The sequence below is a fragment of the Collinsella sp. LCP19S3_D5 genome, from assembly GCF_052121415.1.
In the GTDB taxonomy this organism is placed as follows: domain Bacteria; phylum Actinomycetota; class Coriobacteriia; order Coriobacteriales; family Coriobacteriaceae; genus Collinsella.
Map to the genome: position 1 here is coordinate 43,790 of NZ_JBQKEH010000004.1, position 22,764 is coordinate 66,553.

General features: G+C 60.2%; 16 protein-coding genes. 3 read left to right on the top strand and 13 right to left on the bottom strand.

Annotation, left to right across the window (positions count from 1 at the left end):
- Positions 1–64: 64 nt before the first annotated feature.
- From ACTQXO_RS02700 to ACTQXO_RS02710, 3 genes are read right to left on the bottom strand one after another with little or no spacing between them, the layout of a single operon-like run.
- Positions 65–1,270, bottom strand: coding sequence for an ABC transporter permease (locus ACTQXO_RS02700; protein WP_441032041.1), 1,206 nt, complete (start codon positions 1,268–1,270; stop codon positions 65–67).
- Entirely contained in the window at positions 1,257–2,444 is a 1,188-nt protein-coding gene (locus ACTQXO_RS02705) for an ABC transporter permease (protein WP_441032039.1), read from the bottom strand. Before ACTQXO_RS02705 ends, ACTQXO_RS02700 begins: the two co-directional genes overlap by 14 nt.
- A gap of 9 nt (positions 2,445–2,453) precedes the next feature.
- Entirely contained in the window at positions 2,454–3,392 is a 939-nt protein-coding gene (locus ACTQXO_RS02710; RefSeq protein ID WP_441032037.1) for an ATP-binding cassette domain-containing protein, read from the bottom strand.
- A gap of 166 nt (positions 3,393–3,558) precedes the next feature.
- Here ACTQXO_RS02710 and ACTQXO_RS02715 point away from each other — a divergent pair, with 166 nt between their 5' ends.
- Together ACTQXO_RS02715 and ACTQXO_RS02720 are read left to right on the top strand one after the other, a co-directional pair.
- Positions 3,559–4,704, top strand: coding sequence for a sensor histidine kinase (locus tag ACTQXO_RS02715; protein WP_441032035.1), 1,146 nt, complete (start codon positions 3,559–3,561; stop codon positions 4,702–4,704).
- Positions 4,701–5,330, top strand: coding sequence for a response regulator (locus ACTQXO_RS02720; protein ID WP_441032033.1), 630 nt, complete (start codon positions 4,701–4,703; stop codon positions 5,328–5,330). The genes ACTQXO_RS02715 and ACTQXO_RS02720 overlap by 4 nt, the downstream gene beginning before the upstream one ends.
- Before the next feature lie 798 nt (positions 5,331–6,128).
- On the opposite strand, the gene ACTQXO_RS02725 is transcribed toward ACTQXO_RS02720, so the two are convergent.
- From ACTQXO_RS02725 to bilR, 7 genes are all read right to left on the bottom strand, one after another.
- The gene (locus tag ACTQXO_RS02725; RefSeq protein ID WP_441032031.1) at positions 6,129–6,470 is read right to left on the bottom strand and encodes a 4Fe-4S dicluster domain-containing protein; all 342 of its coding nucleotides are present in this window, start codon (positions 6,468–6,470) and stop codon (positions 6,129–6,131) included.
- Between the two features lie 7 nt (positions 6,471–6,477).
- Positions 6,478–7,566 (bottom strand): hydrogenase large subunit, encoded by a 1,089-nt coding sequence (locus ACTQXO_RS02730; RefSeq protein WP_441032029.1) that lies wholly within the window; start codon positions 7,564–7,566, stop codon positions 6,478–6,480.
- A 5-nt stretch (positions 7,567–7,571) separates the two neighbouring features.
- Entirely contained in the window at positions 7,572–8,282 is a 711-nt protein-coding gene (locus tag ACTQXO_RS02735) for an NADH-quinone oxidoreductase subunit C (protein ID WP_441032027.1), read from the bottom strand.
- The gene (locus ACTQXO_RS02740; RefSeq protein ID WP_427795592.1) at positions 8,282–8,875 is read right to left on the bottom strand and encodes an NADH-quinone oxidoreductase subunit B family protein; all 594 of its coding nucleotides are present in this window, start codon (positions 8,873–8,875) and stop codon (positions 8,282–8,284) included. The genes ACTQXO_RS02735 and ACTQXO_RS02740 overlap by 1 nt, the downstream gene beginning before the upstream one ends.
- A gap of 12 nt (positions 8,876–8,887) precedes the next feature.
- A complete protein-coding gene (locus tag ACTQXO_RS02745; protein WP_441032025.1) occupies positions 8,888–11,770 on the bottom strand; it encodes a proton-conducting transporter transmembrane domain-containing protein in 2,883 nt (960 codons plus the stop codon).
- A 286-nt stretch (positions 11,771–12,056) separates the two neighbouring features.
- Positions 12,057–12,452, bottom strand: coding sequence for a helix-turn-helix domain-containing protein (locus ACTQXO_RS02750; protein WP_229770663.1), 396 nt, complete (start codon positions 12,450–12,452; stop codon positions 12,057–12,059).
- A 454-nt stretch (positions 12,453–12,906) separates the two neighbouring features.
- Positions 12,907–14,937, bottom strand: coding sequence for a bilirubin reductase, long form (gene bilR, locus ACTQXO_RS02755; RefSeq protein WP_441032022.1), 2,031 nt, complete (start codon positions 14,935–14,937; stop codon positions 12,907–12,909).
- An 829-nt stretch (positions 14,938–15,766) separates the two neighbouring features.
- On the opposite strand from bilR, the gene ACTQXO_RS02760 reads away from it, so the two are divergent.
- Entirely contained in the window at positions 15,767–17,434 is a 1,668-nt protein-coding gene (locus tag ACTQXO_RS02760; RefSeq protein WP_441032020.1) for an RNA-binding domain-containing protein, read from the top strand.
- Between the two features lie 240 nt (positions 17,435–17,674).
- On the opposite strand, the gene ACTQXO_RS02765 is transcribed toward ACTQXO_RS02760, so the two are convergent.
- From ACTQXO_RS02765 to ACTQXO_RS02775, 3 genes are all read right to left on the bottom strand, one after another.
- Positions 17,675–18,607 (bottom strand): DUF4268 domain-containing protein, encoded by a 933-nt coding sequence (locus ACTQXO_RS02765; protein WP_441032018.1) that lies wholly within the window; start codon positions 18,605–18,607, stop codon positions 17,675–17,677.
- Between the two features lie 92 nt (positions 18,608–18,699).
- Positions 18,700–19,566 (bottom strand): hypothetical protein, encoded by an 867-nt coding sequence (locus ACTQXO_RS02770; RefSeq protein ID WP_441545416.1) that lies wholly within the window; start codon positions 19,564–19,566, stop codon positions 18,700–18,702.
- A 1-nt stretch (position 19,567) separates the two neighbouring features.
- On the bottom strand, positions 19,568–22,354 hold the full coding sequence (locus ACTQXO_RS02775; RefSeq protein WP_441038776.1) for a class I SAM-dependent DNA methyltransferase: 2,787 nt from the start codon (positions 22,352–22,354) through the stop codon (positions 19,568–19,570).
- Positions 22,355–22,764: the final 410 nt, after the last annotated feature.

Consider the following 22,764-nt stretch of genomic DNA (forward strand, 5'->3'; position numbering starts at 1 on the left):
TGTCCCCAATGACCACCCTTGGTCGTTTAAGTCTGTCCCCAATGAGCACCCAATGACTAGGTGGCTAGGCGTGGGATTTGGCGTGAGTGAGGGCTAGGCCTACGGCGGCGATGGCCATGGCAAAGAGCACCGTGACGCCCAGATCGCAGACGATGTCGCCCAGCACGGCGGACGTCAGGTCCGACGAGAGCGCCTTGCCGATTGCGTCGTTCACCCAATACGTCGGCACAAAGTGCGCCACCGTCTGAACGGCCGGGCCCATCAGCGACAGCGGCATCCAGGCGCCGCCCAAAAACGTCATGAGCATGCCAAGCAGGTTGCCCACACCGTTGAGCAGCTCCTCGCGCGCGCCCAGGCTCGACAACGCAAAGCCAACGGCCAGCGGCGTGCACGCCAGGGCAAACGTTGCCGCCAGTGCCAGGCATACACGACCCACGCCGACCTCGGCGACCGCGCCGGCAAAGCCCACGACGCCCATCATGCTCGACACAAACCAGATGCAGACGGCGAGCACGGCGGCGGCCGCAAACACGGCAAGCGAGCGCTGGCGCTCGGAGATTGGGCCGGCATCCATGCGGCGCACGCGCTCGGGCTCGTTCATGCCCGAGAACACCAGCCCCACCGATACGATGACAGACGAGATAATCGCGTACGTGCCAAAGTTGAAGTACGACTCAAGCGTGGCGGCGGCTGTCGAGTCGATCTTGACCTGCTCAATCTCGACCTCCGCGCGCTTGACGGCGGCATGCTCGGCGGCCTTGGCGACGTCACCGTCGGAGACAGTAGGATCAAGTGCGGCCGCAGCGCCCGCGAGCGAGATCCAGCGCGAGGCCTCGGCAGACGAAAGCGCCGCCGCCATGGTGCCGGCACCGTAGGTCACATCGAGCTTGGGCAGGGACTCCCCCGCTCGGGCGGCTGCAACGAGGTCGTCCTCAAACCCCTCCGGGATAAAGAACACGCAGTCGGCGCTGCCCTTGGCGCTGTTGCTCTTGGAAAGCGCGTCCGCAAGGTCGTAGGTGTCCTCGCCGATACCCGTGACCAGATCAAAGCGCGAGCCCAGGTGCTTGGTGAGTGCACGCGAAAGGTCGCTGTCGTCGCGGTCGACCACGATCACGTTGGTGTCGTAGGGCTCGTACTCGGTGAGCTGCGACGAGTTCCAGCTCACCGATGCCGCGATGAATACGCCCATGAGCGAGATGAACACCGTATAGATGAGCAGGTAGAACGGGTGCGCCAGCGCCATGCGAAGCGCAGTCTTAAAGGTGCTCATAGCGGCTCCTTCCAAAGATCAGCGTGGCGACGGCAACGAACAGCAACGCCATAAGGACCAGCGCGCCGGCGCGAACGGCAAAGGGGCCCAGGTCCTCAAAGAAATACAGGCGGTTGAACATGTCGCAGATAAGCTTGACGGGATTGAGCCAACTCTCGGCCGGGCAGGCGCGGGCGACGTCGTCGGCAAGCGCCATCGCCGGCTCGCCGTAGAGGCCGGCGAACAGGGCGCACGTGGTGGCGAAGCCCGTGAGGATGCCCGACTTGGACGCCTTGCCGCCCTTAACGGGAAGCGTGCCCACAAAAAGGCCCAGACCCGTGGCGGCAAGCGCGGACACGGCGCCGCCCACCAGGCAGAGCCCCTCGCGCCCGCCAAAGTCGACCCCCACGACCAGGCGCACGTAGCCGATCGCGATCGTCATCGAGGCAAAGGAAGCCAACCACGCGCCCACAAAGATGCCGGCCAGCGACGCCGTCTTGGAAAGGCCACCCACGCAGCGACGCGCACCAAGGCCAGACAGATTGGGCTGCAGGTCGACGACGCTCAAGGCGGCAAACTCGGCAGACATCATCGCGACCAGGCCAAAGAGCGCGTAGTAGTAGATGACCGTGCCATCGGGCGTGGCACGCGTCAGGCTCACACGGCGGATTCCGCCCTCGAGCGACAGGGCGCGCGCAACCGCCTCCGGGTCGGCGAGCGCCGCCGGGTTGTCCTGGGCAATCTGGCGCATGAGCTCGGCATTTTGCGTATACGAGCTTGCCACCGTCTCCAGGATGCTGCGGTCGGTGAGCACCGACGTCGCACGCGAGCTGTCATAGCTCGAAAGCAATGTGAGTTTGGGCGTGCCCGCGGCATCGACCGCATAGATGCCCGCGACCTCGCCAGCCTTAAGCGCACGGTTCGCATCGACTGCGTCGTCGAACTCGTGGATCTCGAGCAGTTGGTCGTCGCCTTCCTTGGCAAGCGACGTCGCCACGTCCTTAAAGGTTGAGGCGCCCCAGGCCTCATCCGCCACGACGGCCACCGGCACCGGGTCGACCGTGCCGTCGGAGCTCAGATTCGCAAACATAAACATGAACATCGTGGAAAGCGCGACGGGAAAGATCGCGCCCCAAACCCACGTGCTCGGCCGGCGCAGCAGCGTCTTGACCGTGATAATAATGGTGTTGAACATGGCCGCCCCCTAGTCGCGCAGCTCGCGGCCGGTGATCTCGAGGAATACGTCGTTGAGGGTCGGCGGCTCGCTCCACACGCGGCCGAGCGCAACGTCGGCGGCGCGCAGCGTGTCGAGGATGTCAACCAGGTTGTGCGGGCTCGCTTCGCAGGTGCAGACGAGCTCGCCGCCGGACAGCTCGACGCTGAGCACGTGCTCGAGGGCGCGCAGTCGCTCGACCGTGGCGAGCTCGACGGCGCCGACCTCGACGGTCACGCGCTCGCCCATCTGAATCATGCGCTTGAGCTCGTCGTTGGCGCCCTGCGCCAGCACGCGCCCGCTGTCCATGATCATGATGCGGCTGCAGATCTGCTCGACTTCCTCCATGTAATGGCTGGTATACACCACCGTGGCGCCTTCGTCGCGCAGGCGGCAGATGCCCTCCAGGATGGCATTGCGGCTCTGCGGGTCGACGGCCACCGTGGGTTCGTCGAAGAAGATGAGCTCGGGCTTGTGCGCGATGCCGCAGGCGATGTTGAGGCGACGCGCCAGACCGCCCGAGAGCTTGCCGGGGCGAAACTTGGCAAAGTCGCCCAGCCCGACAAAGTCGATGGCCTCGTCGACCAGCTCGCGACGGCGCTTGCGGTCGTTGACGTAGAGGCTGCAGAAATAGTCGATGTTCTCGCGCACCGTGAGCTCGTCGAACACCGCCACCTGCTGCGGCACCACGCCGATGCGGCGCTTGAGGTCGTAACGCGTGGGCGTCATGGGCTCGCCGAACAACTCGATGGTGCCTTTGTCGTAGGCGAGCAGCTGCAGAATGCAGTTGATGGACGTAGTCTTGCCCGAGCCGTTGGGGCCCAGCAGGCCAAAGATCTCGCCGGGGGCGATGCTCAGGTTAAAGTGGTCGAGCGCGATAAGATCGTCGTAGCGCTTGACGAGGTTTTCGACGTGGACGATGTCTGTCATGAGGCGGCCCTTCCGTTGATTGCGGCCCGGTACGATTGCATCATCGCAGGAGCCGCCGGCGCGCGCCAGTGAGCTTTGTCACAAGTGCGGCGGGGGCGGGCGGGAGGAATGTCACGGTTGCGGCACCCGAGCAATCGTCGCGCGCACCATCGCGTACAATACCCGTATGAACAGGCTATTCGACAAATCGATCATGCTGGCGTGCTGCATTGCGGCCGCAATGGGCCTTGCCGTGGACGCTTGCTTGGTCGCGGCGTTTTGTCTTGGCGTCGCAGTCGCCTCGCTTACGGAAATTGCGCAAGGCGAACGTGCCCGCCGCGCCGGTGAGGCCGCGAGCTACGCTTACATTATGGTGACCGTCTTTGTGCCGCCGTTTGTGCCGTTTGCGCCCCTCGCCCTCTATGACATCGCGCGATACGTGCGCCGTGAGCACGCCTGGGTCGCGCTGGGCGCCGGCGCCATCTTTGTCTGCGCACTCGTCGCATATGCCCACGCCGGCGCGCTTCCCACCCGTGCGCTGCTGTTGACCGCCATCCTTTCAGTCGCCGCCACCTTGCTGTCTCTGCGCACCGCTCAGCTGGAGCGCGAGCAGGAGCGCATGCGTCGCACCCGCGACGACCTGCAGGAGCGAGCCCTCGCGCTCGAGGCGCGCAACCGCGACCTTGCCGACCGCCAGGACTACGAGGTCGAGCTCGCAACGCTCGCCGAGCGCGCCCGCATCGCACGCGAGATCCACGATAACGTGGGACACCAGCTCACGCGCGCCTCGCTGCAAACCGAGGCCCTACGCGTGGTCCACGCCAACGAGCCCGGCGTCGCCGCCGACTTCGCTGACGTCAAGCGCACCGTGGACGAAGCGCTTCAGCTCGTGCGCTCGAGCGTCCACGCGCTCAACGACAACGCGGCGAATCTCTCCGTACAGCTCGAGCGCATCGTGGAGGGCGCGCGCTCAGATGGCGGGCCGCAGATTGAACTTGAGGTTTTGGCCGAGCATGCGCCCGCAAATGTCGCCAACTGCTTTGCGGCGGTCCTGCGCGAGGCGCTTTCCAACGCCATACGCCATGCTTGCGCCCATACTGTCACCGTACGATGCATGGAGCATCCGTCGTTTTACCAGCTCATCGTTACCGACGATGGCGCAGGCGGGGCTCAAGCAAGCAGCCGCAACGTCACAGGAGGCATGGGGCTCGGCTCCATGCGCGAGCGCGTCGAGGCGCTTGGCGGCACCTTCACCGCCGGCCCACGCGCCGGCGCCGGCGGCTGGCGTGTGTTTGCCACCGTTCCTAAACAGCAAGGAGATGAGGGCCGATGAGGCTCATCGTTGTCGACGACGACCGCCTAGTGGTCGATTCGCTCAAGATTATCCTGGGCGCCCAGCCGCAGATCGAAGTGGTGGGTACCGGTGCCAACGGCAACGATGCAGTGGCTCTTTATGCCGAACACGCACCCGATATTGCGCTGCTCGACATTCAGATGCCGGGGCGCGACGGGCTTTCGGCGGCCCGCGAGATCCTTGAGCGCGACCCTGCGGCGCGCGTGGTGTTTCTGACGACATTCTCGGATGACGAGTACATTGTGTCGGCGCTCAAACTGGGTGCCCGCGGCTACCTGATCAAAACCGATGTCGCTGCCATCCCGCCGGCGTTGGCCCAGGTCATGGACGGCAAACGCGTGCTCGAGGGTAAGGCGATCGAGGATATCAACTTTGATGGGGCGGGCGTCGAGGTGGGCACGACCCGCCGGCCCGCGGCCTTCGTCAGCCTGACCGACCGCGAGTTCGAGGTCGCCGAGCTCATTGCCCGCGGCCTCGATAACAAGGAGATTGCCGCCACCGCCTATATGGGCGAAGGCACCGTGCGCAACCATATCAGCTCAATCCTGGCCAAAATGGGCCTGCGCAACCGCACCCAAATCGCCATCGCCTACCTGCGAGGGTAGTTGCCCGAAGACCGACCGCCCCGACATAACAAAATGTCTGCTACCGGTTTAATGCCATTTCAAAACGATGCCAGTTTACTACGATGAATCGCCCACCTTCAACCACAGCAAATTGCGAGCTTGCAAAACCGCAGGTAGAACGCTTGCAATATTTGGAAAAATGCAGTCATGGTCGGGGATGTCGAATTTATCGTAGTAAACCGACATAGTTTTGTTCGGGCGCCCCTGCACGAATGCCTCCGCAAGCCTCGCAGGACCAAAGTGATCCGTTTTCTTCCGCCCGCGGAGATCGGCTGACGGCGCCCGCCACGAAATCGGCCCATCTACTACGTTTAGTCCTGCACCCCCGACCATAACCGCGTTTCATGAAAAACCACAGGAGTTTTACCTGCGGTTTTTATTTCGCATTATTTGCCATGGTTGAGGGCGACGGCTTAAACGTAGTAGATAGGCCCATTTCGTGGCAGACGGGTCACGAGGCAGCCCTCGCAAGGCCAAAATGGTCCGTTTTCCTCCGTCCACGGGAGATCAAAGGCTGTTACGGATATGGTGCCATTTCAAAACCATGCCGGATTACGGAGCTAAAGTCGGGACCCTCATCCATACCTTCATTTTTTGGAAAACGGCAGGCTGTCTACCTGCGGTTTTGTTTTTGCAATTTTCTGTATGGTCGGAGGTTCGCTATCCAGCCCCGTAAACCGGCATAGTTTTGTTAACGGCAGCCTAGCCGCGCGTTTAAGCGCGGGGCCGGTGGGGCATTTTTGCCCCACCGGCCCCTATTCCAGCTCTATTCCAGTGCTACTCCGGCTTGGTTTCTACCGTGGGAGTCTTGTCCGCCGCAACCGGGGTGCGGGTGGTGTCCATACTCAGACAGTGCTTAGGGCAGCTTTCGATGCACTCGCCGCACACCACACAAGCATACGGATCGATCGACCAGGTACCACCCTTGCGATCGACCGCAAGCGCGCCCGCCGGGCAGCGACGCGCGCACATACCGCAGCAGATGCACACGTCCACATCGTTGACGATATGCCCGCGGAGGCGCTCGGGCGCCGCCAGCTTCTCCTGCGGATAGCACACCGTGACCGGCTGCTTGACCATAGAGCCCAAGGCCGTCTTGGCAAATGTCATCAAACTCATGCCGCGCCTACCTTTCCGTGCAACTAATGCAGGGGTCGATGGTCAGGATAATCATGGGCACGTTGGCAATGAGCACGCCCTGCAGTGCATGCGTCAGGCCCGCCAGGTTTTGCGACGTCGGCGTGCGCACACGGAAACGTTCCAAATTCTTGGTGCCGTTACCGCGCACATAGTAGTACGCCTCGCCGCGCGGTTGCTCAATCACAACCTCGCCGCGTGCGCCATCGGCCGGCGTAAGCTTGGTGCGCCCGCCGATGCCGTCGTGCGGAATCTTTCCCACAAGCTCCTTAATGATGTCCATGGCCTGCGTGACCTCGGCACAGCGCACCTGGCAGCGGGCATAGCAGTCGCCATCGGTGGCAACGATGGGCTCAAACGCAGCCAGGTCCGCATAGGCACCGTCGCCAAACATGCGCACGTCGTAGTCCACGCCCGAGGCGCGCCCAAACGGACCGACCATCGAAAGCTCCAGCGCGTCTTTCTTGCTGATCACGCCCACGCCATGCAGGCGCTCGCCGCAGCTGTTGTCGTCCAAAAACGTATGCACCAGGGCCTCGTAGTCGGGGCGCATGGCATCGAGCGTCTGGACAATGCCCGCCAGCTCGGAGTCCTCGATATCGTGCTTAAGGCCGCCGATCTCGTTAATCGACAGAATCACGCGACCGCCGCACGTGCTCTCAAAGATCTTGAGAATCTGCTCGCGCAGGGTCCACGAACGATAGAACAGCGCCTCGAAGCCAAAGGCATCGGCGAGCAGGCCCAGCCACAGCAGGTGCGAGTGAATGCGCGAAAGCTCGTGCAAAATGGTACGGATATACTGCACGCGGCCAGGCACCTCGATGTCGAGCATGCGCTCGCAGGCGCTGGCATAGCCGCAGCTGTGACCCACGGCGCAAATGCCGCAGATGCGCTCGGCGATGTAGCCAAACTGGTGCATGTCACGCTTTTCGGTGAGCTTCTCGAGTCCGCGGTGCACAAAGCCGATCTGCGGAATTGCCTCGATAACGCGGTCGTCCTCGAGCACCAGGTCCAGGTGAAGCGGCTCGGGCAGCACCGGGTGCTGCGGGCCAAACGGAATAACGGAGCGATGTGCCATGGACCTTACGCCTCCTTTTTCTGCTTATCGCGGGCGGCTTTGGCGGCAAGTGTCGCGCGGACCTTGGCCGCTTTCTCGGGATCCATGGCGGCGAGCTTTGCCTCCATCTCGGCAGCCTTGAGCGCGGCCTTGGCGGCAGCCTCGTCATGCTGAGCATCGGAGCCGGCAGCCGCAGCGGGCTGAGCGACGGCAGCGCCCGCAGCATCGCCAGCGCCCTCCCCCGCAGCGGCCGCGGCAGCGGCGGCCTTCTCGGCCGCAGCCTTGCGCGCCTTGGCCTCGGCAGCGGCACGGACCTTCATGGCCTTCTCGCGCGCGGTTTTCACCTCGGGCGTGATGACGCTCATGGGCTCGGCAGTCGAGACCTGGTAGAAAAAGCCCTTAAAGTCAATCTGCATGTCGGTAATGGCAAGCCCAAACAGGTCGTGCGCCTCATTTTCAAACGGGAACACCGCAGGGTAGTACGAGCTGATGGATGGAATCTCCTGGTACTGGTCGATGCCCTCAACCACCAGGTTCTCAATCGCATAACTGCCGTCCTGCGCGATCTGCTCCTGGGCAGCACGAACGTTGATGAACGTATAGACCAAGCGATACGTGCCGTCGTCCACATTGCGCTCGGCGTGCATCTGTACAAAGCGGGCACCGGAACCCTTGAGCGCCTGGACATGCGACAGCAGCGCATCGAGCTCGACGGTGGTATAGATTGCCTTTTGCATTACTCGGCCCCCCTTGCAGCGGCGGACGCGGCGGGCGTCCCAGCAGGTGCGTCGCCAGCGGCGGGCGCGTCGCCGGCCTCAGCCGCGGCCACAAATCCGTCCTCGCCCAGCTCAACACCACCATCCCAGGTAGCGGCACCGCCCACGGTAAGCGGGTCGCCGCCGGCGCGCATCACGGCCTCCTTCTGGTCCAGGATGCCGCACGCCTCCACGATGGCGTCGATCACCGTCTCGGGGCGAATGGCGCATCCGGGCGCGTACACGTCCACGGGAATTGCGCGGTCCACGCCACCGATCACGTTGTACGCATCGCGGAACACGCCGCCCGAGCACGCGCAGATGCCGCACGCCACCACGCACTTGGGCTCGAGCATCTGGTTGTAGATCTGGCGCACGACGGGCAAGTTCTGGGCGTTGACCGACCCCGTCACCAAAAAGATGTCCGCATGTTTGGGGTTGCCGGTGTTGACCACGCCAAAGCGCTCCGCATCGAACAGCGGCGTGAGCGAGGCCAGCACCTCGATATCGCATCCGTTGCAGCTCGAACCGTCGTAATGAATAACCCACGGCGAACGCGACATTTTATGATCCATGGATGCCGCCTCCTAAATAAACACGTCGACGAGGATGGGCATAAGGTTGAGCAGGCCAAACACCAGTGCCACACCCCAGCCGAGCTTAAAGCAGCTGCGCCAGGTGCTACGGGCGAAGGTGTTATCGATCAGCACCTCGACAAAATACGTCGCAGCCATCACGACCAGGGCTACGACCCAGCTCACCGGGTTGTCCCAAACAAAGAACATGCCCACCCACATCAAAAACAGCACAGTCTCGCACCAGTGCATAAGGGTCATCTTGGCCAGCGTGCCGCCGCTCATCTCGGTGGCGACGCCCTGGACGATCTCCTGATGCGCGTGATGCGAGTATGAAAGGTCAAACGGCGACTTGCGCAGTTTGATGGTAAGCACCGCGAGCAGCGCGAGGAAAATGGGCACGCTGTACACGATGATGGGGGCCGACTGCCCCGTCACGGCGATGGAATCGAAGCTGTCGGTGGCAAGGTACAGGCCCACACTCATCAGCAAAACGGCGGGCTCGTAACTCATGACCTGCAGCAGCTCGCGGTCGGCTCCGACCTGGGCAAACGGGCTTTGCGTCGAGGCGGACGCCAGCACCACAAAGATCGCAGCGAGGGTAACCATAAAGGCGCATAACAGTGTGTTGGAACCCGACACAAAGATGCCGCCGCCCACCACGGTAAAGATGAGCGCGCACGCCATGTAGGTATCGTCCACGGTGTTTACGCTGGCAGGGGCTTTGCGCAGGAGCTTGGCTACATCGTAGAACGGTTGCAGCAGACGCGGTCCCACGCGGCCCTGCATGCGGGCGGACAGCTTGCGGTCGATGCCGTCGATCAGGCCACCAACCAAAGGCGCCAGCAGGGCAAACGCCACGGTGCCTATAAAGATGCCCACGACGCCCGAGCCTTCGAAATACTTGCCGCGCAGCACCGAGGGCTCGCCCATGGCGAGCGTATCGGGACCAATCCATGCGCAGCATAGCAGCGCGAACAGGATGATGCTGCAGCACACGATGCTGCCCGCGGGGCCAATGCGCTTCTCGCTAAGGGCGTCCTCCAGGTACCAATTGCGCTTTTCGGCCTTCACCTCGTGTCCCATCGAGCCGCGGAAATGACGGTAATTGTCGGTTCCCACACCCGAAAGATATACGTTTACATGCGGTTTGTTGCTCACGCGGAATGAAGTCAGCAGCACCACGGCGATAAAAGCCACGATAACCACCATTAGATACATGGCATCCTTGCCAATAACATACGGCACGCGGCCAAACACCATGGCCAAGTAAGGCGACACCAGACCGCTCGAGATAATCGGGAACGCTACACAGCACAGAATCAGCAGCGCGGCGATAGTGTTGAGCGCTATCCATTCGGTCTTATGGACATTGCCCTCCACGTTTTCGGCCGTAGAATCCACGCCCGAGAGCTTGGCGAGCCACTTGCCCCAGAAGAAGAACGTCGCGGCCGAGCCAAAGGCCAGCACCATGATCATGAGCACATTGCCGGTCTGCGCAAACGCCACCAGGGCGCCCCACTTAGACACGAGCATGCCAAACGGCGCCACGAACATGCCCATGATGCCCAGCATCATCAGGCGCGTCAGGTGCGGCATGCGGCTGAACATGCCGTCCATGTCCTCGATATCGCGGCTACCGATATGATGCTCGGCCGTGCCCACGCACAGGAACAGCAGCGACTTTGCCACCGTATGGAACAAGATCAAGAAGATGGCGGCCCACACGGCCTCGGGCGCGCCGACACCCAGGCAGGCACTGATGAGGCCCAAGTTGGAAATGGTGGAGTACGCGAGCACGCGCTTGGCATTGCTCTGCGAGATGGCCATGAGGGCGGCGAGCAAAAACGTGATGGCGCCCACGCTCGTGACCATAAAGCCGGTCACGGGATAGGTGGCGTACAGCGGGCTCAGCTTGACCATCAAAAACACGCCGGCCTTGACCATGGTGGACGAGTGCAGCAGGGCGCTCGTGGGCGTGGGGGCGACCATGGCGCCGAGCAGCCAGGTGTGGAACGGCATCTGTGCGGCCTTGGTAAGCGCGGCGATCGACAGCAAGACGACCGGCAGCACCAGCAGCGCGGATTGCGCGGTTCCGGCGCCGGAAAGCTCGATCATGCCCGAAATGGTCAGCGGCACGCCGTTGACGTGCAGGAACATAAGGCCCGCCAAAAACGCGATGCCGCCCAGCATGTTGAGGATGATCTGGGTAAAGGCGTTTTTGATAGCCTCGGGCGTGCGCGTATAGCCAATCATAAGAAACGAGCACACGGTGGTGATTTCCCAGCCGCAGAACAGCCACTCCAGGTTGTCGCTCGTCACGATGACGAACATGGCCGAAAGGAACAGGAACATAAGCGCCAGGAACTGCGGGCGTCGGTCGGGCGCGGTCTGCCCACGCAGCGCGGCCTCGTGCTCATCGTGCGCCTGGAAGTCCTTCATGTAGCCCAGGGCATACACGCAGATCAGACTGCCGACAATGCCAACGGCGAGCACCATGATCACGCTCATATAGTCCAGGTAGAGCGGCGTGGCGGTGACGACCTCGGCCGTGGGCAGCGTCATGGCAGCGAAGGCAACCGAACCCACCAGCTGCACCACGCCGAGCACACCGGTAAGCGCGTTCCTATATTTGAACGCGTTGTACAGGATGACGGCGCACAGAATTACGTCGATGACGGAGCTGATGATCGAGAGCACATGCGAGGTGCCGGGGGCAACCTCAAAGCCCTGCGGACCCGTGCCAAAAAATAAGACGGCAACTACAACGGTCACCGCCATAATAATGCCGGAGCCTACAAGCCCTACCGCATCGCGGGCTCGGTCACTGCGCGCGAGCAGCATGCCCATCGCCGGTACCAGCGGAAACAGGGTAAGGAAATACAGTAGCGTCATACCATCACTCCCCCATGCAAAAACGCTGCAATTATTTAACGTTATAGCTCAAATTGGGAGTTCAGGCGGCAGGTTTTCGGTCAACTGGGGAGTTTTAGGCGTATGGGGTAAGGGCATGTCCGCTTTGGAGTAGAGAGGCAACGCTCCCCCTCTCGTAGCGGCGGGCGCACGGGCCACTACGCGCGGTTTATTGACCACTTTGAAGGATGTCCCGATAGACTCGCGGCGGTCCAAAAAGTTGGCGCGGCAAGAAAAATGCGCCCCTGCGGACGCACCATCCCGTTCGCTATTCCGCCTTTTTAACGCGCGGTTTACGACCCCGCGGCTTATCGACCAAGGCGGCCTCGCCACCGTCGCGATACTGTCGGCACCAAGCTTTAACCGAAGACTCGCTGGGGATCTTGTGCTTGACCATGACCTCACGCACCGTCAGACCATGTTCCAAGCGGTCCTTAACCACGGCAAGCTTAACGTCAAACGAATATGTGTGGTGATGAGAGCCCGCATTGAGAACGGCGTCGGCGCCGCCCACGGCATACGCACGGGCCCACTGACGGGCTGTGGCCTGGGGAATGCCAAGCTCTGCGGCGAGCGCGCGATGGCCGACCCCTTCTTGGAGGATCTCGACAGCGCGCTGCCTAATCTCGGGCGCATGCGTGCGAGTCCTTGTTGTTTCTGACATACCTGCCACTTCTACTTCTTAGCCTTAAACGTTAAATTGCTTTCTTACGTGCAAGTTAGATAGTAGCATTTTACTGTTTGCTCAAAGCAGTTAATTAAAATAGACGCGGCGCTATCTGGGAATTTGACACCAATTTACGACACTTCTTTATTGATTATTTACGCTGGTAACTAGCTCGCAGCTAATCGTCATTCGCTTGCCAGCAAAATTGGCATCTCTTTATATCCTTTGGAATAGAGGATATGATTATTAACCCCTCCTCCAATAATTTTGAGCAGCCTGCAAGGCAGTAGACGCCTCACTCCCCATGATTAGCGCGCATTGCCGTTCACCGGGGCAAAACAAAAAGGGCGGGACCTGCTGCGCTTGCAGGCCCCGCCCCGATTAACACCCGATGGGACGCGGCCGGGCGAGACAGATCCGTGCTACCGCCCCACCTGGCCGCGATGTTCAACTACAGCTCGTTGGCCGCGTGATATGCCGTGCGAATGGCGTTCGCAATGTCGGCGGTGCGCTCGCCCGAGCAGTCGCCCACACAGGTCACGGGCACCGTAACGCCATCCAAGTCAAACGCGTTGGCCTTGGAACCGACGGCCATCACCACGTAATCGCAGGCGATCTTCACCGGCTCCTCGGCGCCGTCATCGGCAGTGCGCACGGCCTCCACGCCCTCGTCGGTAATGGCGGTCAGACGGGTCTTAACATGCTGCTCCACGTTGTGCTCTGCAAAGTCGCTCATAATCAGCGGCAGAATGGTCTCGGACTCGCCCGCGGCAATCTTGTCGAGCATCTCCACGATCGCCACTTCGCAGCCGTGCTGCAGCAGGTACTCGGCAGTCTCGGTGCCCACCAGGCCACCGCCAATGACGGCGACGCGGCCCGTAAGCTCCACCTTGCCGGCCAGCACGTCCCAGCTCGAGACGACCTTCTTAGAATCGGCACCCGGAACAGGGATGACCACGTCGTGCGCGCCCACAGCCACAATCGCGGCGTCGGCGGCGTTGAGGTCCTCTGCCGTAGCGGCATGGTTGAGCTCAACCTTCACGCCCAGGCCGGGCAGAATCTTCTCGTAATACTCGACCGAGCGCATGATTTCGTCCTTGCGCGGAGGCGCGGCCGCCAGCACAATCTGGCCGCCCAGATGATCGCTCGCCTCGTAGACGGTCACGTCGTAGCCGCGCTTGGCCGCCACGCGTGCGGCCTCCAGACCGGCAATACCGCCGCCCACAACGGCGATCTTCTTGTCGCCCTCGCCCGGCTTAATGGCGATGGTAGCCTCGTCGCCGTTCTCGGCGTTGAGCACACACGAGATGTACTTGCGGTTTTGAATCGCATCGACGCAGCCCTTGTTACAGTTGAGGCACTCGCGGATGGGTTCGCCCGTGGCGGCCTTTAGCGCAATGTCGGGGTCGCACATGAGCGAGCGGCCATAGGCGATGATGTCGGCCGCGCCGTCTTCCAGGATCTTCTCGCCAGCCTCGACCGAGACAACACGGCCCACAGTTGCCACCGGCACGGAGACCAGGGCCTTGACGCGCTCGGCCACGGGCAGCGTCCAGTTGTAGGGCATGGCGCCCATGGACGGAATGGTGTCGCCCATATTGCCGGTGTGGTTGGCTTGTGCAACCTGGATCATATCGATGCCCGCGCCCTCGAGCAGCTTGGCGAACTCGCAGGCCTCATCGGGCTGCAGGCCGCCCTTGCCACGCAGCGTGCCGTCGGGGTTCTCCATGATCACGGGGAGCTTATACTCCACCATCAGCTGCGGCGCGGCTTCCTTGATGGCAGCGACGACCTCCAGCGCGTAGCGAACACGGTTCTCAAACGAGCCTCCGTACTCGTCGGTGCGCTTGTTGAGGATCGCGGAGCACAGCGAACCCACCAGGCGGTCGCCGTGGACCTCGATGGCGTCGATGCCGGCCTGCTGCGCGCGAGCGGCCGAGGCAGCGATGGCCTCCTTGATCTGGGTGAGCTGCTCTACACTCGCCTCGTTCACAAAGTGCTGCATGTCGTGGTGCAGCTTGGCATATGCCTGCTTGCGGATCTCGTTGGACTCGGCCATCTTGGCGGCAAAGGTCTCCTCGTCGCCGGCGGCCTTGGCCTCCTGCGCGGCTTTGGCGGCGGCCATGGAGCCCATGACCATGCGGCCGACACCGGGCACGTCGTACTCGGGGTGGAACAGCTGCAGCGCGACCTTGGCACCGTGCTTGTGGACGGCGTCGGCCAGCGCCTTAAACGTGGGGATCTGGGCGTCGGTCGCCAGCTTGGGCGTGGGGCTTGCGGTCATGACGGGAGCGACGTCGCCGATGACGATGTAGCCCACGCCGCCACGGGCCAGGCGCTCGTAAAAAGCCAGGCTGCGCTCGCCGATGGAACCGTCGCGCTCCTCATAGCCGGTGGTCAGCGGCGGGAACATAATGCGGTTCTTGAGCTCAAGGGGGCCAACCGTAATGGGCTGGAGCAGCTTGGACGCAGGTGCGGTCATGGACATTCCTCTCTTGTAGACGCGGCGGCGATGGTGCCGCGTAGTTGTTTAGAGGATATGGCATGGGGGTACAGCGGCACAACGAAAATCGGCGAATATCAGGTGGAGGCAGGCGGATGGGGCGGGGCGGCCCGTCGGTTTGTCTCAATCTGTAACAGTTACTCAGCAAAACCGGGTCTTACTGTTACAGATCGAGATATTCCTCTCGACCCATCCTCAACAATCTAAATCTGTAACAGCTAGACCCACTTTTGACCCCTACCTGTTACAGATCGAGACAATAGAAACCATCCCAACAAAACGTCTCGATCTGTAACATCTATCGACCAAAACCGGCCCTAGGCGCTACAGATCGAGACAAACCAAACCGGGCTTCCGAATAATCTTGATCTGTAACAATTAGACGACAAAAATCGCTCCTCGTGTTACAGATTTAGACAAACGGAGGCTGGCGTGCTGGTTTGTCTCGATTTGTAACGGCCAGACGTCCAAATCGGGTCCATCTGTTACAGATCAAGATATTGTTTGAGAAGCTGCGGACCGTACCGAAAACACGATCCCGGAATAACAAAAAAGCTCGTCGGCTAGGCCGACGAGCTGCAAGTTCTTGGTCGCGGGGGCAGGATTTGAACCTACGACCTCCGGGTTACGGATATGGCGGGCCGTCAAACAGCGATTGGACTAAAGCCGGGCCTTCCACAGTGTTTAGTCCTATAAACAGTCCAACATCTTTATTTCTAGTCGTTAGATTGGACTAAAATGACTTTGATTTCGGTATTTAGTCGTATCTTACGACTAAATATCAGCCACGAGACCGTTAGGAGCGATCTTGTACTACAGCGATCACGACGTCCTTGAACTCATCGCCCGTATCGAGAAGCCCTACGAGAGCGAGGTTATCGAGCTCAAGGAAGCGAAAAACGACTTCAGTTTCAAGAACCTCGGGAAGTACTTCTCCGCCCTGAGTAACGAAGCGGTCCTGCGCGGGAAACAAGACGCCTGGCTCATCTTCGGTATGGACAACGACAAGGTCGCATGCGGAACCGCTTACCGAGAAGGAAATCCGGCCAACCTTAGATCCCTTAAAAAGGAGATTGCGGACCGCGCGAACAACCACCTCACCCTGAGAGAGATCCATGAACTCAGGATTGACGGCAAACGCGTCCTCGCGTTTCAAATCCCCGCCGCAACGCCGGGCATGCCAACGGCGTTCAACAATGCGGCATGGGCGCGCGAGGGCGAATCACTCGGGCCACTCCCCATCGATAAGTACGAGCAGATACGCCAAATGCGGAGGCCGGACTGGAGTGCCCTCGAAATCGAAGAAGCAACCTTCGAGGACCTCGACCCCGAAGCCGTGAAGAAAGCGGTGGGGCTCTTTCTCTCCAAGCACCGACGGCATTCCGGGGCGTTCGCGGACATGGATGACCGCACGATTCTCGACATGGCAAACCTAACCAGAAACGGCAAGATCACCCCGACGACACTCATCCTGCTCGGAAGGCCGGAATCCACCCGCTTGCTCGATGGGATGAGCCCGCGCATCACCTGGACTCTCTATGCCTCCAATGGATCGGTAACCTCTTACGAGCACTTCAAACCACCCTTCCTTCTCGCGATTGACCAGGTACTCGGGAAAATCCGCAACGCGAAGTACCGGTTCAACGCAAATGGCGCGAGTCTGTTTCCCTTTGAGGCTGACCAGTACGAACCCGAGATCATCAGAGAGCTCCTGAACAACTGTATCGCCCATCAAGACTATTCCATGCAGGGGCGAATCAACGTCGAGGAATTCGAGGATCACCTCGTTTTCCTAAACGAAGGGTCCTTCATTCCGGAGACAATCGAAAATGCGATGCGGCCGGGTTTTAAGCCAAGCTACTACCGCAACCCCTTCCTTTCCGAGGCGATGGTGCAGATGGACATGATCGACACCATCGCCATGGGAATCCCCAAAGTATTCCAGATGCAGAGAAAGCGATACTTCCCCCTACCCACCTACGACCTTTCGGATCCAACCCGCGTGCGCGTAAGTGTCTACGGTAAGACCATCAATGAGAGCTACAGCAGGCTACTCTATGCTAAGCCGGACCTTCCGATGGACGTCGTCTACCTTTTGGACAAGGTTCAAAAAGGCGAGGAAATCACGAACGAGGAGGCCTCAGAGCTGCATCGACTCAAGCTTATCGAAGGCAGGTACCCCCATATCTCCATCACGAACGCCCTTGCCTCGAAGACGGGACAGGAGGTGTCTTACACGCGCAGCAAAAGCCTCAATGAAGAGGCCTGCAAGGCGCTTGTCATTCAGATGCTCTCAGAAACGGGGCCCGCACCACGTGCGAAAATCACCGCCCTCATCAACGATCTTCTCCCCTCGGGCCTTACCGACGCGCAAAAGGCCAAGAAGGTATCGAACCTTCTAGCGAAAATGAAGAAGGTGGACAAGACCATCGATAGCGACGGAACGGGAAAGACCGCAAGATGGCATGCCCTGTAACATCGTGATAGATCTTACCGTCAGATGCACGGCCCCCAACAGACCGACCGCGATGCGTCCGGGCACCTTACCGGGCGCATCGTCTAGCATCGGAATCCTTGCTCGCGATATCTATCCCCACCAGAATCTGGATACCGCAAGCGTTGTTTTCGATGACATCCCCGCATTTTGTAGTCAGAAAACAGTCGGCTTATAGGACAAAAAGTGTGTCCAATAAGCCCAGTAATTGCCGAAGCGCTTTTAAAGTCCGATCTCCGCGATTATTATTTTCATCTCGAGGGCCCATCCGAGCTGTTCCTCGATGTACCCCGGCCATGCGTCCTGGTGGCCCTTGATGGGGTGGCCCGCCTTGTAGAAGCGCAGTCCCGAGGCCTTTTTCGCATCGAAGGGTGCCGCCGTCAGCCCGAGGCGCTCCTCGAAGATTCCGCTGTTGGCGATGGCGCGGTGCCCGATCTCCTTGTCGTCGTCCACGTACAGCTCGATACCCGTGCGGCCCTTGTGCGTATCGATGAGCAGGGCGAGATGGTATGCCGAGACCCCCAGGCGAAGCGTCGACCAATGGTCCTTGCTGGGCTTCTGCGGGCTGAACTCCTTGAGGAACTCCGGATGGCCGCCCGCCACCTCGCGGTAGGCCGTCCAGTACGCCAGCTTGACCTTTTCGGTCTCGCTGAGCCCCTCGGAGAGCTTCACGGTCTTGGTCCACTCGTTCGGCTGCTCGACCACGCCGAAGCGCGGGGCGGGCAGGGAGTCCCCGATCCTCCAGAGCTCGACCTCGACCAGGAAGAACCCGAAGTCGCTGTCGGTGTGCTGATTGAGCCACTCGATGGCCTGGCGGTGCTCGTCGCGGGCGCGCGCCACGACCCAGATGACGACCTCGGCGCCCTTGCCGGCGGCGTACGTGATCACCTTGCCGAGGTGGTCGTGGTTGGTGTCCTCGAGCTGGTTCTCGATGATCACCTTGCGGCCCGTACCGGACTCCTGCGCGTAGATGTCCACGTTGAACGATCCGACCGAGGACTCAGTCTCTATGAGCTCGAGCTCGATTCCGACCGCCATCCCGAGGGTTGCGAGGTTCTGCTCCTCGGCCAGCCACTTGGTGAAGTCGTGGGCCTCATGCGGCCACACCTCGCGCAGGGGAACCTTCTGGATGGTGTCCAGGTTATAAGTCTTCATCCGTCACCCTCTCGCCCGATGCGTGCCTTTCGCAGTCTTCAAGTTAATTGCCATATCTGGCTCCTCTTTCTGTTCTAGTTTACCGAATCGGCTTATAGCCCAACGGGGCCCGACCGTTCCGCAGTTGCGGGGCCTGCCGCCTGTGGCAACAACCTGAGCTCCCCTGCAAGTCTCCTGGACCCGCCTTTGAGGCTAACGAACGTGAGGCCGCCCGAGGTGAAGCCGCCGACGACCGGAACGACTTTGCTCACCGCGTCGCCGAAACTGCTTTTGGTGATCTTGACGCCGATTCCGGCAAGAACCTTTTTGATGATCGGGTAGTAGCTCGTCTGCGTAAGCGCCTTGCTGGCGACCTTCTTGGCGATATTCGACTGAACCGTTTTGGAAAACGCCGTCAACGCGGAGTTGGCCCCGCTCACTCCGACCATCACAGCCAGGAGAAGGGCAAAAGCCGCCAAGGTCTCATCGTCCATCTCGTCGCAATCGTCGATGAAGGACTGCCAGCCGTAGAGATACGCCAGTTTCTGCATGATTCGAAAGGCGTGGACATAGTACTGCGTCACGTCCGCCGGGATCGTTCCGAGCATCGCGAGCCCTCCGGGCAATCCCGCGGAGAACGAAAGAACGGTCGATTTCTTCGTCTCGAAATCAATGACGTCCCTCGCGATGGAGTCAACGAGGTCGGAATCCACCCCAGCGGCAGCCGGGCTCATTGAAATCGCGAGCTCCACTCGCTCGTCCGAGACGCCTCGTTTCCTGAACTCAGAACGGAGAAAATGGCCGCGCTCAATCGCCACGCCCTTCAGCCTCATCACCTTCTTGAGGAAGGCAATGGCGTATCTCTGGGCTTCTTCCTCCTGCCGATCAGCCTCAGCCTTTAGGCCCCCAACACCTTCTTTCACAGAATCGGGCTCGGATAGCTCCGCCCCCTCTTTTGGCTTTACGGCACTCCCCTTCACGCTACTCACCGACCTTTTCGGCATAGAGATTAAATAGATGAGAGACGATCTTGTTCTCGTCTCCATTGAAATCGACACCGTAGGCCGATTCGATTGCCTCGTCGAGCTTGCCGTGGGCTTCGAACAGCTCTGGATACAGGAACTCGTCCGCCGGTTTATAGAGGTCGGCCAGGGACGCGCCGTGATACAGCCCCCTTGCAGAAAGCACCGCCTGACCGGCATCGATGATGGCCCGCCGTCCCTCATCGGTTAATTTCGGCAGGGGGAAATTGTTCCACACGATGGTGTTCGAGAAACGGCAGTCGCTCTTGAGCTCGCCTCCGACCGCCTTCTGCCACGCCATGAAGACCCCTGATGAGATGATTCCGAACAGGAGACCATCGGGGTCGTCGGCGAAGAAACAGGCGTCCGTAGCGATTTCCCCGGATTCACACCGTTTGACCGTGAAGTACTTTCGCCCACCGGAAAAATGACGCGGGACGCAGAGGAACGGCCCGTCGGCCTTCCTCACCTCAGCATAGCGCCAGGGCTCATCAGCAAGCCGCCTCGTCGATGCTTTCTTCGAAGCCAAACGGAAATCTCGGACTCCCTGGACCCTCTCCCTCAAGATCGGGGATTTCGCGATATCCGATCTAGGCGCGTCCGCAAGCCACAAAGACCATCTTTCCTTGTTGTTAATCAACTCCTGGGCTCCCACACACGGGACTACATATTTTGCGGCGACGCTGTCGGAAATAACGTCCTCGTATTCTTCTCTTGTCTTAATCTGGAAGTATCCCCCATCCGCCGGTTTACCTCCGATGACCATAGGAGATACATCCTCAAACAGTGGTCTCATTTTCTTCTCAACAAAGACGTTCGGAGCGTCAAGCAAGTAACCGTTCAAATTGTTCGGATGCTCAATCGTCCTTTTGCCCCGATGATACGAGAAGGCAACAGGCTCCACGGGACCCTGGGAGAATCCAACGATGACTACGTGCACATGGGCCTCGTCGTCAGCCGCCGAATCCCATACGAAAGAACGGTGTGCGAAACTGACCCTCCATCCCGCGTCGAATAGGGGCCTGAAAAGGGATGGAACCGGCTGGCCCTGGCAAATCGAGTTCGTCGAGACAAACGAAAACTCCGCGTCAGTATTAACCAAATAATCGGCCGCTTTCCTATACCAGCATGTCGCATAGTCGAGATAGCCGTCGTAGCCCCGGCCCCAAACATACTTGAGGTCGTCCACCTGCTCATCGGTCCTTTGGGACTGCCCGATAAACGGCGGATTGCCGAGAACGTAGTTGACCTCATCACTTGGGACCACGTCGTTCCAGTCGATGCGAAGCGCGTTTGCGTTGACGATGCCCTCGCAGTCCGTGAGCGGCAGTTCCTGATAGACGCGCTGCGTCACCTTTGCCGTATCGGCATCCGCCTGCTTCTCGGCAATCCAGAGCGCAGTGCGGGCAACGCAGCAGGCGAAATCCTCAAGCTCGATGCCATGGAAATTCTTCAGACTGACAAGGACGTCGGCGGCCTCGACCTCCTCAAAGCGGAAAGACGTTTGTTCTCCTTGGAGTTCAAAAAGAATACGGTTTTCTAACTGTCGCAGGCAGAGATAGCTCTCCGTAAGGAAATTACCCGAACCTGCCGCCGGATCGAGGATAGAGATGCAACCGATCTTCTCATGGAGCTCCTTGAGAGCACGGGTCCTCGCGCCGCCCGCGACGGGCTTTGCACAGGCCTCATCAAACTCCACCTTGAGATCGTCGAGAAAAAGCGGGTCAATCACTTTATGGATGTTCTCGGGGCTCGTGAAGTGTTGGCCGTTCGCACGCCGATGGTCATGCGACAGCGCCCCCTCAAAGATGGAACCGAAGACCGTGGGGCTCACGCCAGTCCAATCGAATTCCTGACAGCCCTCGACAATGAGCGTATGTCGGAAACTCTCGGACAATGGCGGGATTTCCGTCCTCTCACGAAAGAGGCCGCCATTCATATAGGGTAGCTTCTTCAACCAGTCCTCGGCGTACTTGTCACGATCTTCATCTTTGGTATCGAGCCAGACGAACAGGTCCTTGAGGCCTCGCCTGAGATCACCCGCCTGGAAGTGTGCGACGTAGTCTCGGAAGGCATTTGGCTCCATGAGACCAGCGTCCTCGCAGAACATAAGGAACATGAGGCGCGTCATGAGCACGGAGAGCGCATGGTGGTTCTCGGGCGCGTCGGGGTCGTCGAACGCCTCGGCAACCTGGTCATGAAGTTTCGACATGATCTTGCCGGCCTCTACGGAGACGGCGCGAGAGATCGTGGCCGGAGCCTCCGCCCCACCCTTGAGAAACTGGATGGCCGCGAGGTTCTTGGGGAGCTCGGCGAGCGGCAACTTGAAAAGAGGCTCCCGGCATAGCGAGTCCCGCTCGCGGTCGAAGACCCAAAACTCGGCAAAATTGCAAGCGATGATGTAGCGCGGCTGTTGGGAGAGGGGCATGCCCTGAGCGTAGGCGTTGCCCTGCTTCGCGGGCGTCACCTTGCGGCCCTGGCGCGTCTCCTCCTTGGCGAGGTCGATTCCCAGCGACTTCTGTTCGACAAGGGTTTTGGCTGATGGTATGAAGACGTCGATATAGCCCTCATGCGTGCTCGCATCGGTGGAGACGGGCTTTTCGAACTCGAGCCTCGAGACTGCATCCTCAACGCCCAGGACGTTCTGATAGAAGTCGATCCAGAACCGCTGGGTGTCCTGGTTCTCAATTCCCTTGTTCGCCCACTTGCTTGCAAAAGCTTCTGCATCGGCTTTCTTCCCCGGCATACGGACCCTCACTTGATAGCCTTTTCCACTAAGAAAGATTCTACGTGCTAGTCCGGTCTTTTTTACCAGCGTTTGGCTTTATTGCACTCCGGTAGGCTTCTTTGTGCGTGGTTCCGTCTTATTTTCTTCGCTATTTCTTCGCCGCACTATTTAGCCAAAAGAAAACAGCCCAGAGAAACAATGCCTCTGAGCTGCTAAAAGTCTTGGTCGCGGGGGCAGGATTTGAACCTACGACCTCCGGGTTATGAGCACGCGTTTCCAGTATCGGGACGTCTCGTTTCTCCCGTCTGTCAAACCGTTATCCCAGATAAACCGCGATTTTGCTATCTAGTTTCATCGGCATTCGCTTCTCGTGTTCTCTATCTTTCCCCCCGATTTCCCCCCGATTGCTCGAAATCGGCGTTTTCGAT

Bases quoted from the DNA above. Each gene is read 5' to 3' on its own strand.
- ACTQXO_RS02700 (WP_441032041.1), bottom strand. From the start codon at position 1,270: ATGAGCACCTTTAAGACTGCGCTTCGCATGGCGCTGGCGCACCCGTTC.
- ACTQXO_RS02705 (WP_441032039.1), bottom strand. From the start codon at position 2,444: ATGTTCAACACCATTATTATCACGGTCAAGACGCTGCTGCGCCGGCCG.
- ACTQXO_RS02710 (WP_441032037.1), bottom strand. From the start codon at position 3,392: ATGACAGACATCGTCCACGTCGAAAACCTCGTCAAGCGCTACGACGAT.
- ACTQXO_RS02715 (WP_441032035.1), top strand. From the start codon at position 3,559: ATGAACAGGCTATTCGACAAATCGATCATGCTGGCGTGCTGCATTGCG.
- ACTQXO_RS02720 (WP_441032033.1), top strand. From the start codon at position 4,701: ATGAGGCTCATCGTTGTCGACGACGACCGCCTAGTGGTCGATTCGCTC.
- ACTQXO_RS02725 (WP_441032031.1), bottom strand. From the start codon at position 6,470: ATGAGTTTGATGACATTTGCCAAGACGGCCTTGGGCTCTATGGTCAAG.
- ACTQXO_RS02730 (WP_441032029.1), bottom strand. From the start codon at position 7,566: ATGGCACATCGCTCCGTTATTCCGTTTGGCCCGCAGCACCCGGTGCTG.
- ACTQXO_RS02735 (WP_441032027.1), bottom strand. From the start codon at position 8,282: ATGCAAAAGGCAATCTATACCACCGTCGAGCTCGATGCGCTGCTGTCG.
- ACTQXO_RS02740 (WP_427795592.1), bottom strand. From the start codon at position 8,875: ATGGATCATAAAATGTCGCGTTCGCCGTGGGTTATTCATTACGACGGT.
- ACTQXO_RS02745 (WP_441032025.1), bottom strand. From the start codon at position 11,770: ATGACGCTACTGTATTTCCTTACCCTGTTTCCGCTGGTACCGGCGATG.
- ACTQXO_RS02750 (WP_229770663.1), bottom strand. From the start codon at position 12,452: ATGTCAGAAACAACAAGGACTCGCACGCATGCGCCCGAGATTAGGCAG.
- bilR (WP_441032022.1), bottom strand. From the start codon at position 14,937: ATGACCGCACCTGCGTCCAAGCTGCTCCAGCCCATTACGGTTGGCCCC.
- ACTQXO_RS02765 (WP_441032018.1), bottom strand. From the start codon at position 18,607: ATGAAGACTTATAACCTGGACACCATCCAGAAGGTTCCCCTGCGCGAG.
- ACTQXO_RS02775 (WP_441038776.1), bottom strand. From the start codon at position 22,354: ATGCCGGGGAAGAAAGCCGATGCAGAAGCTTTTGCAAGCAAGTGGGCG.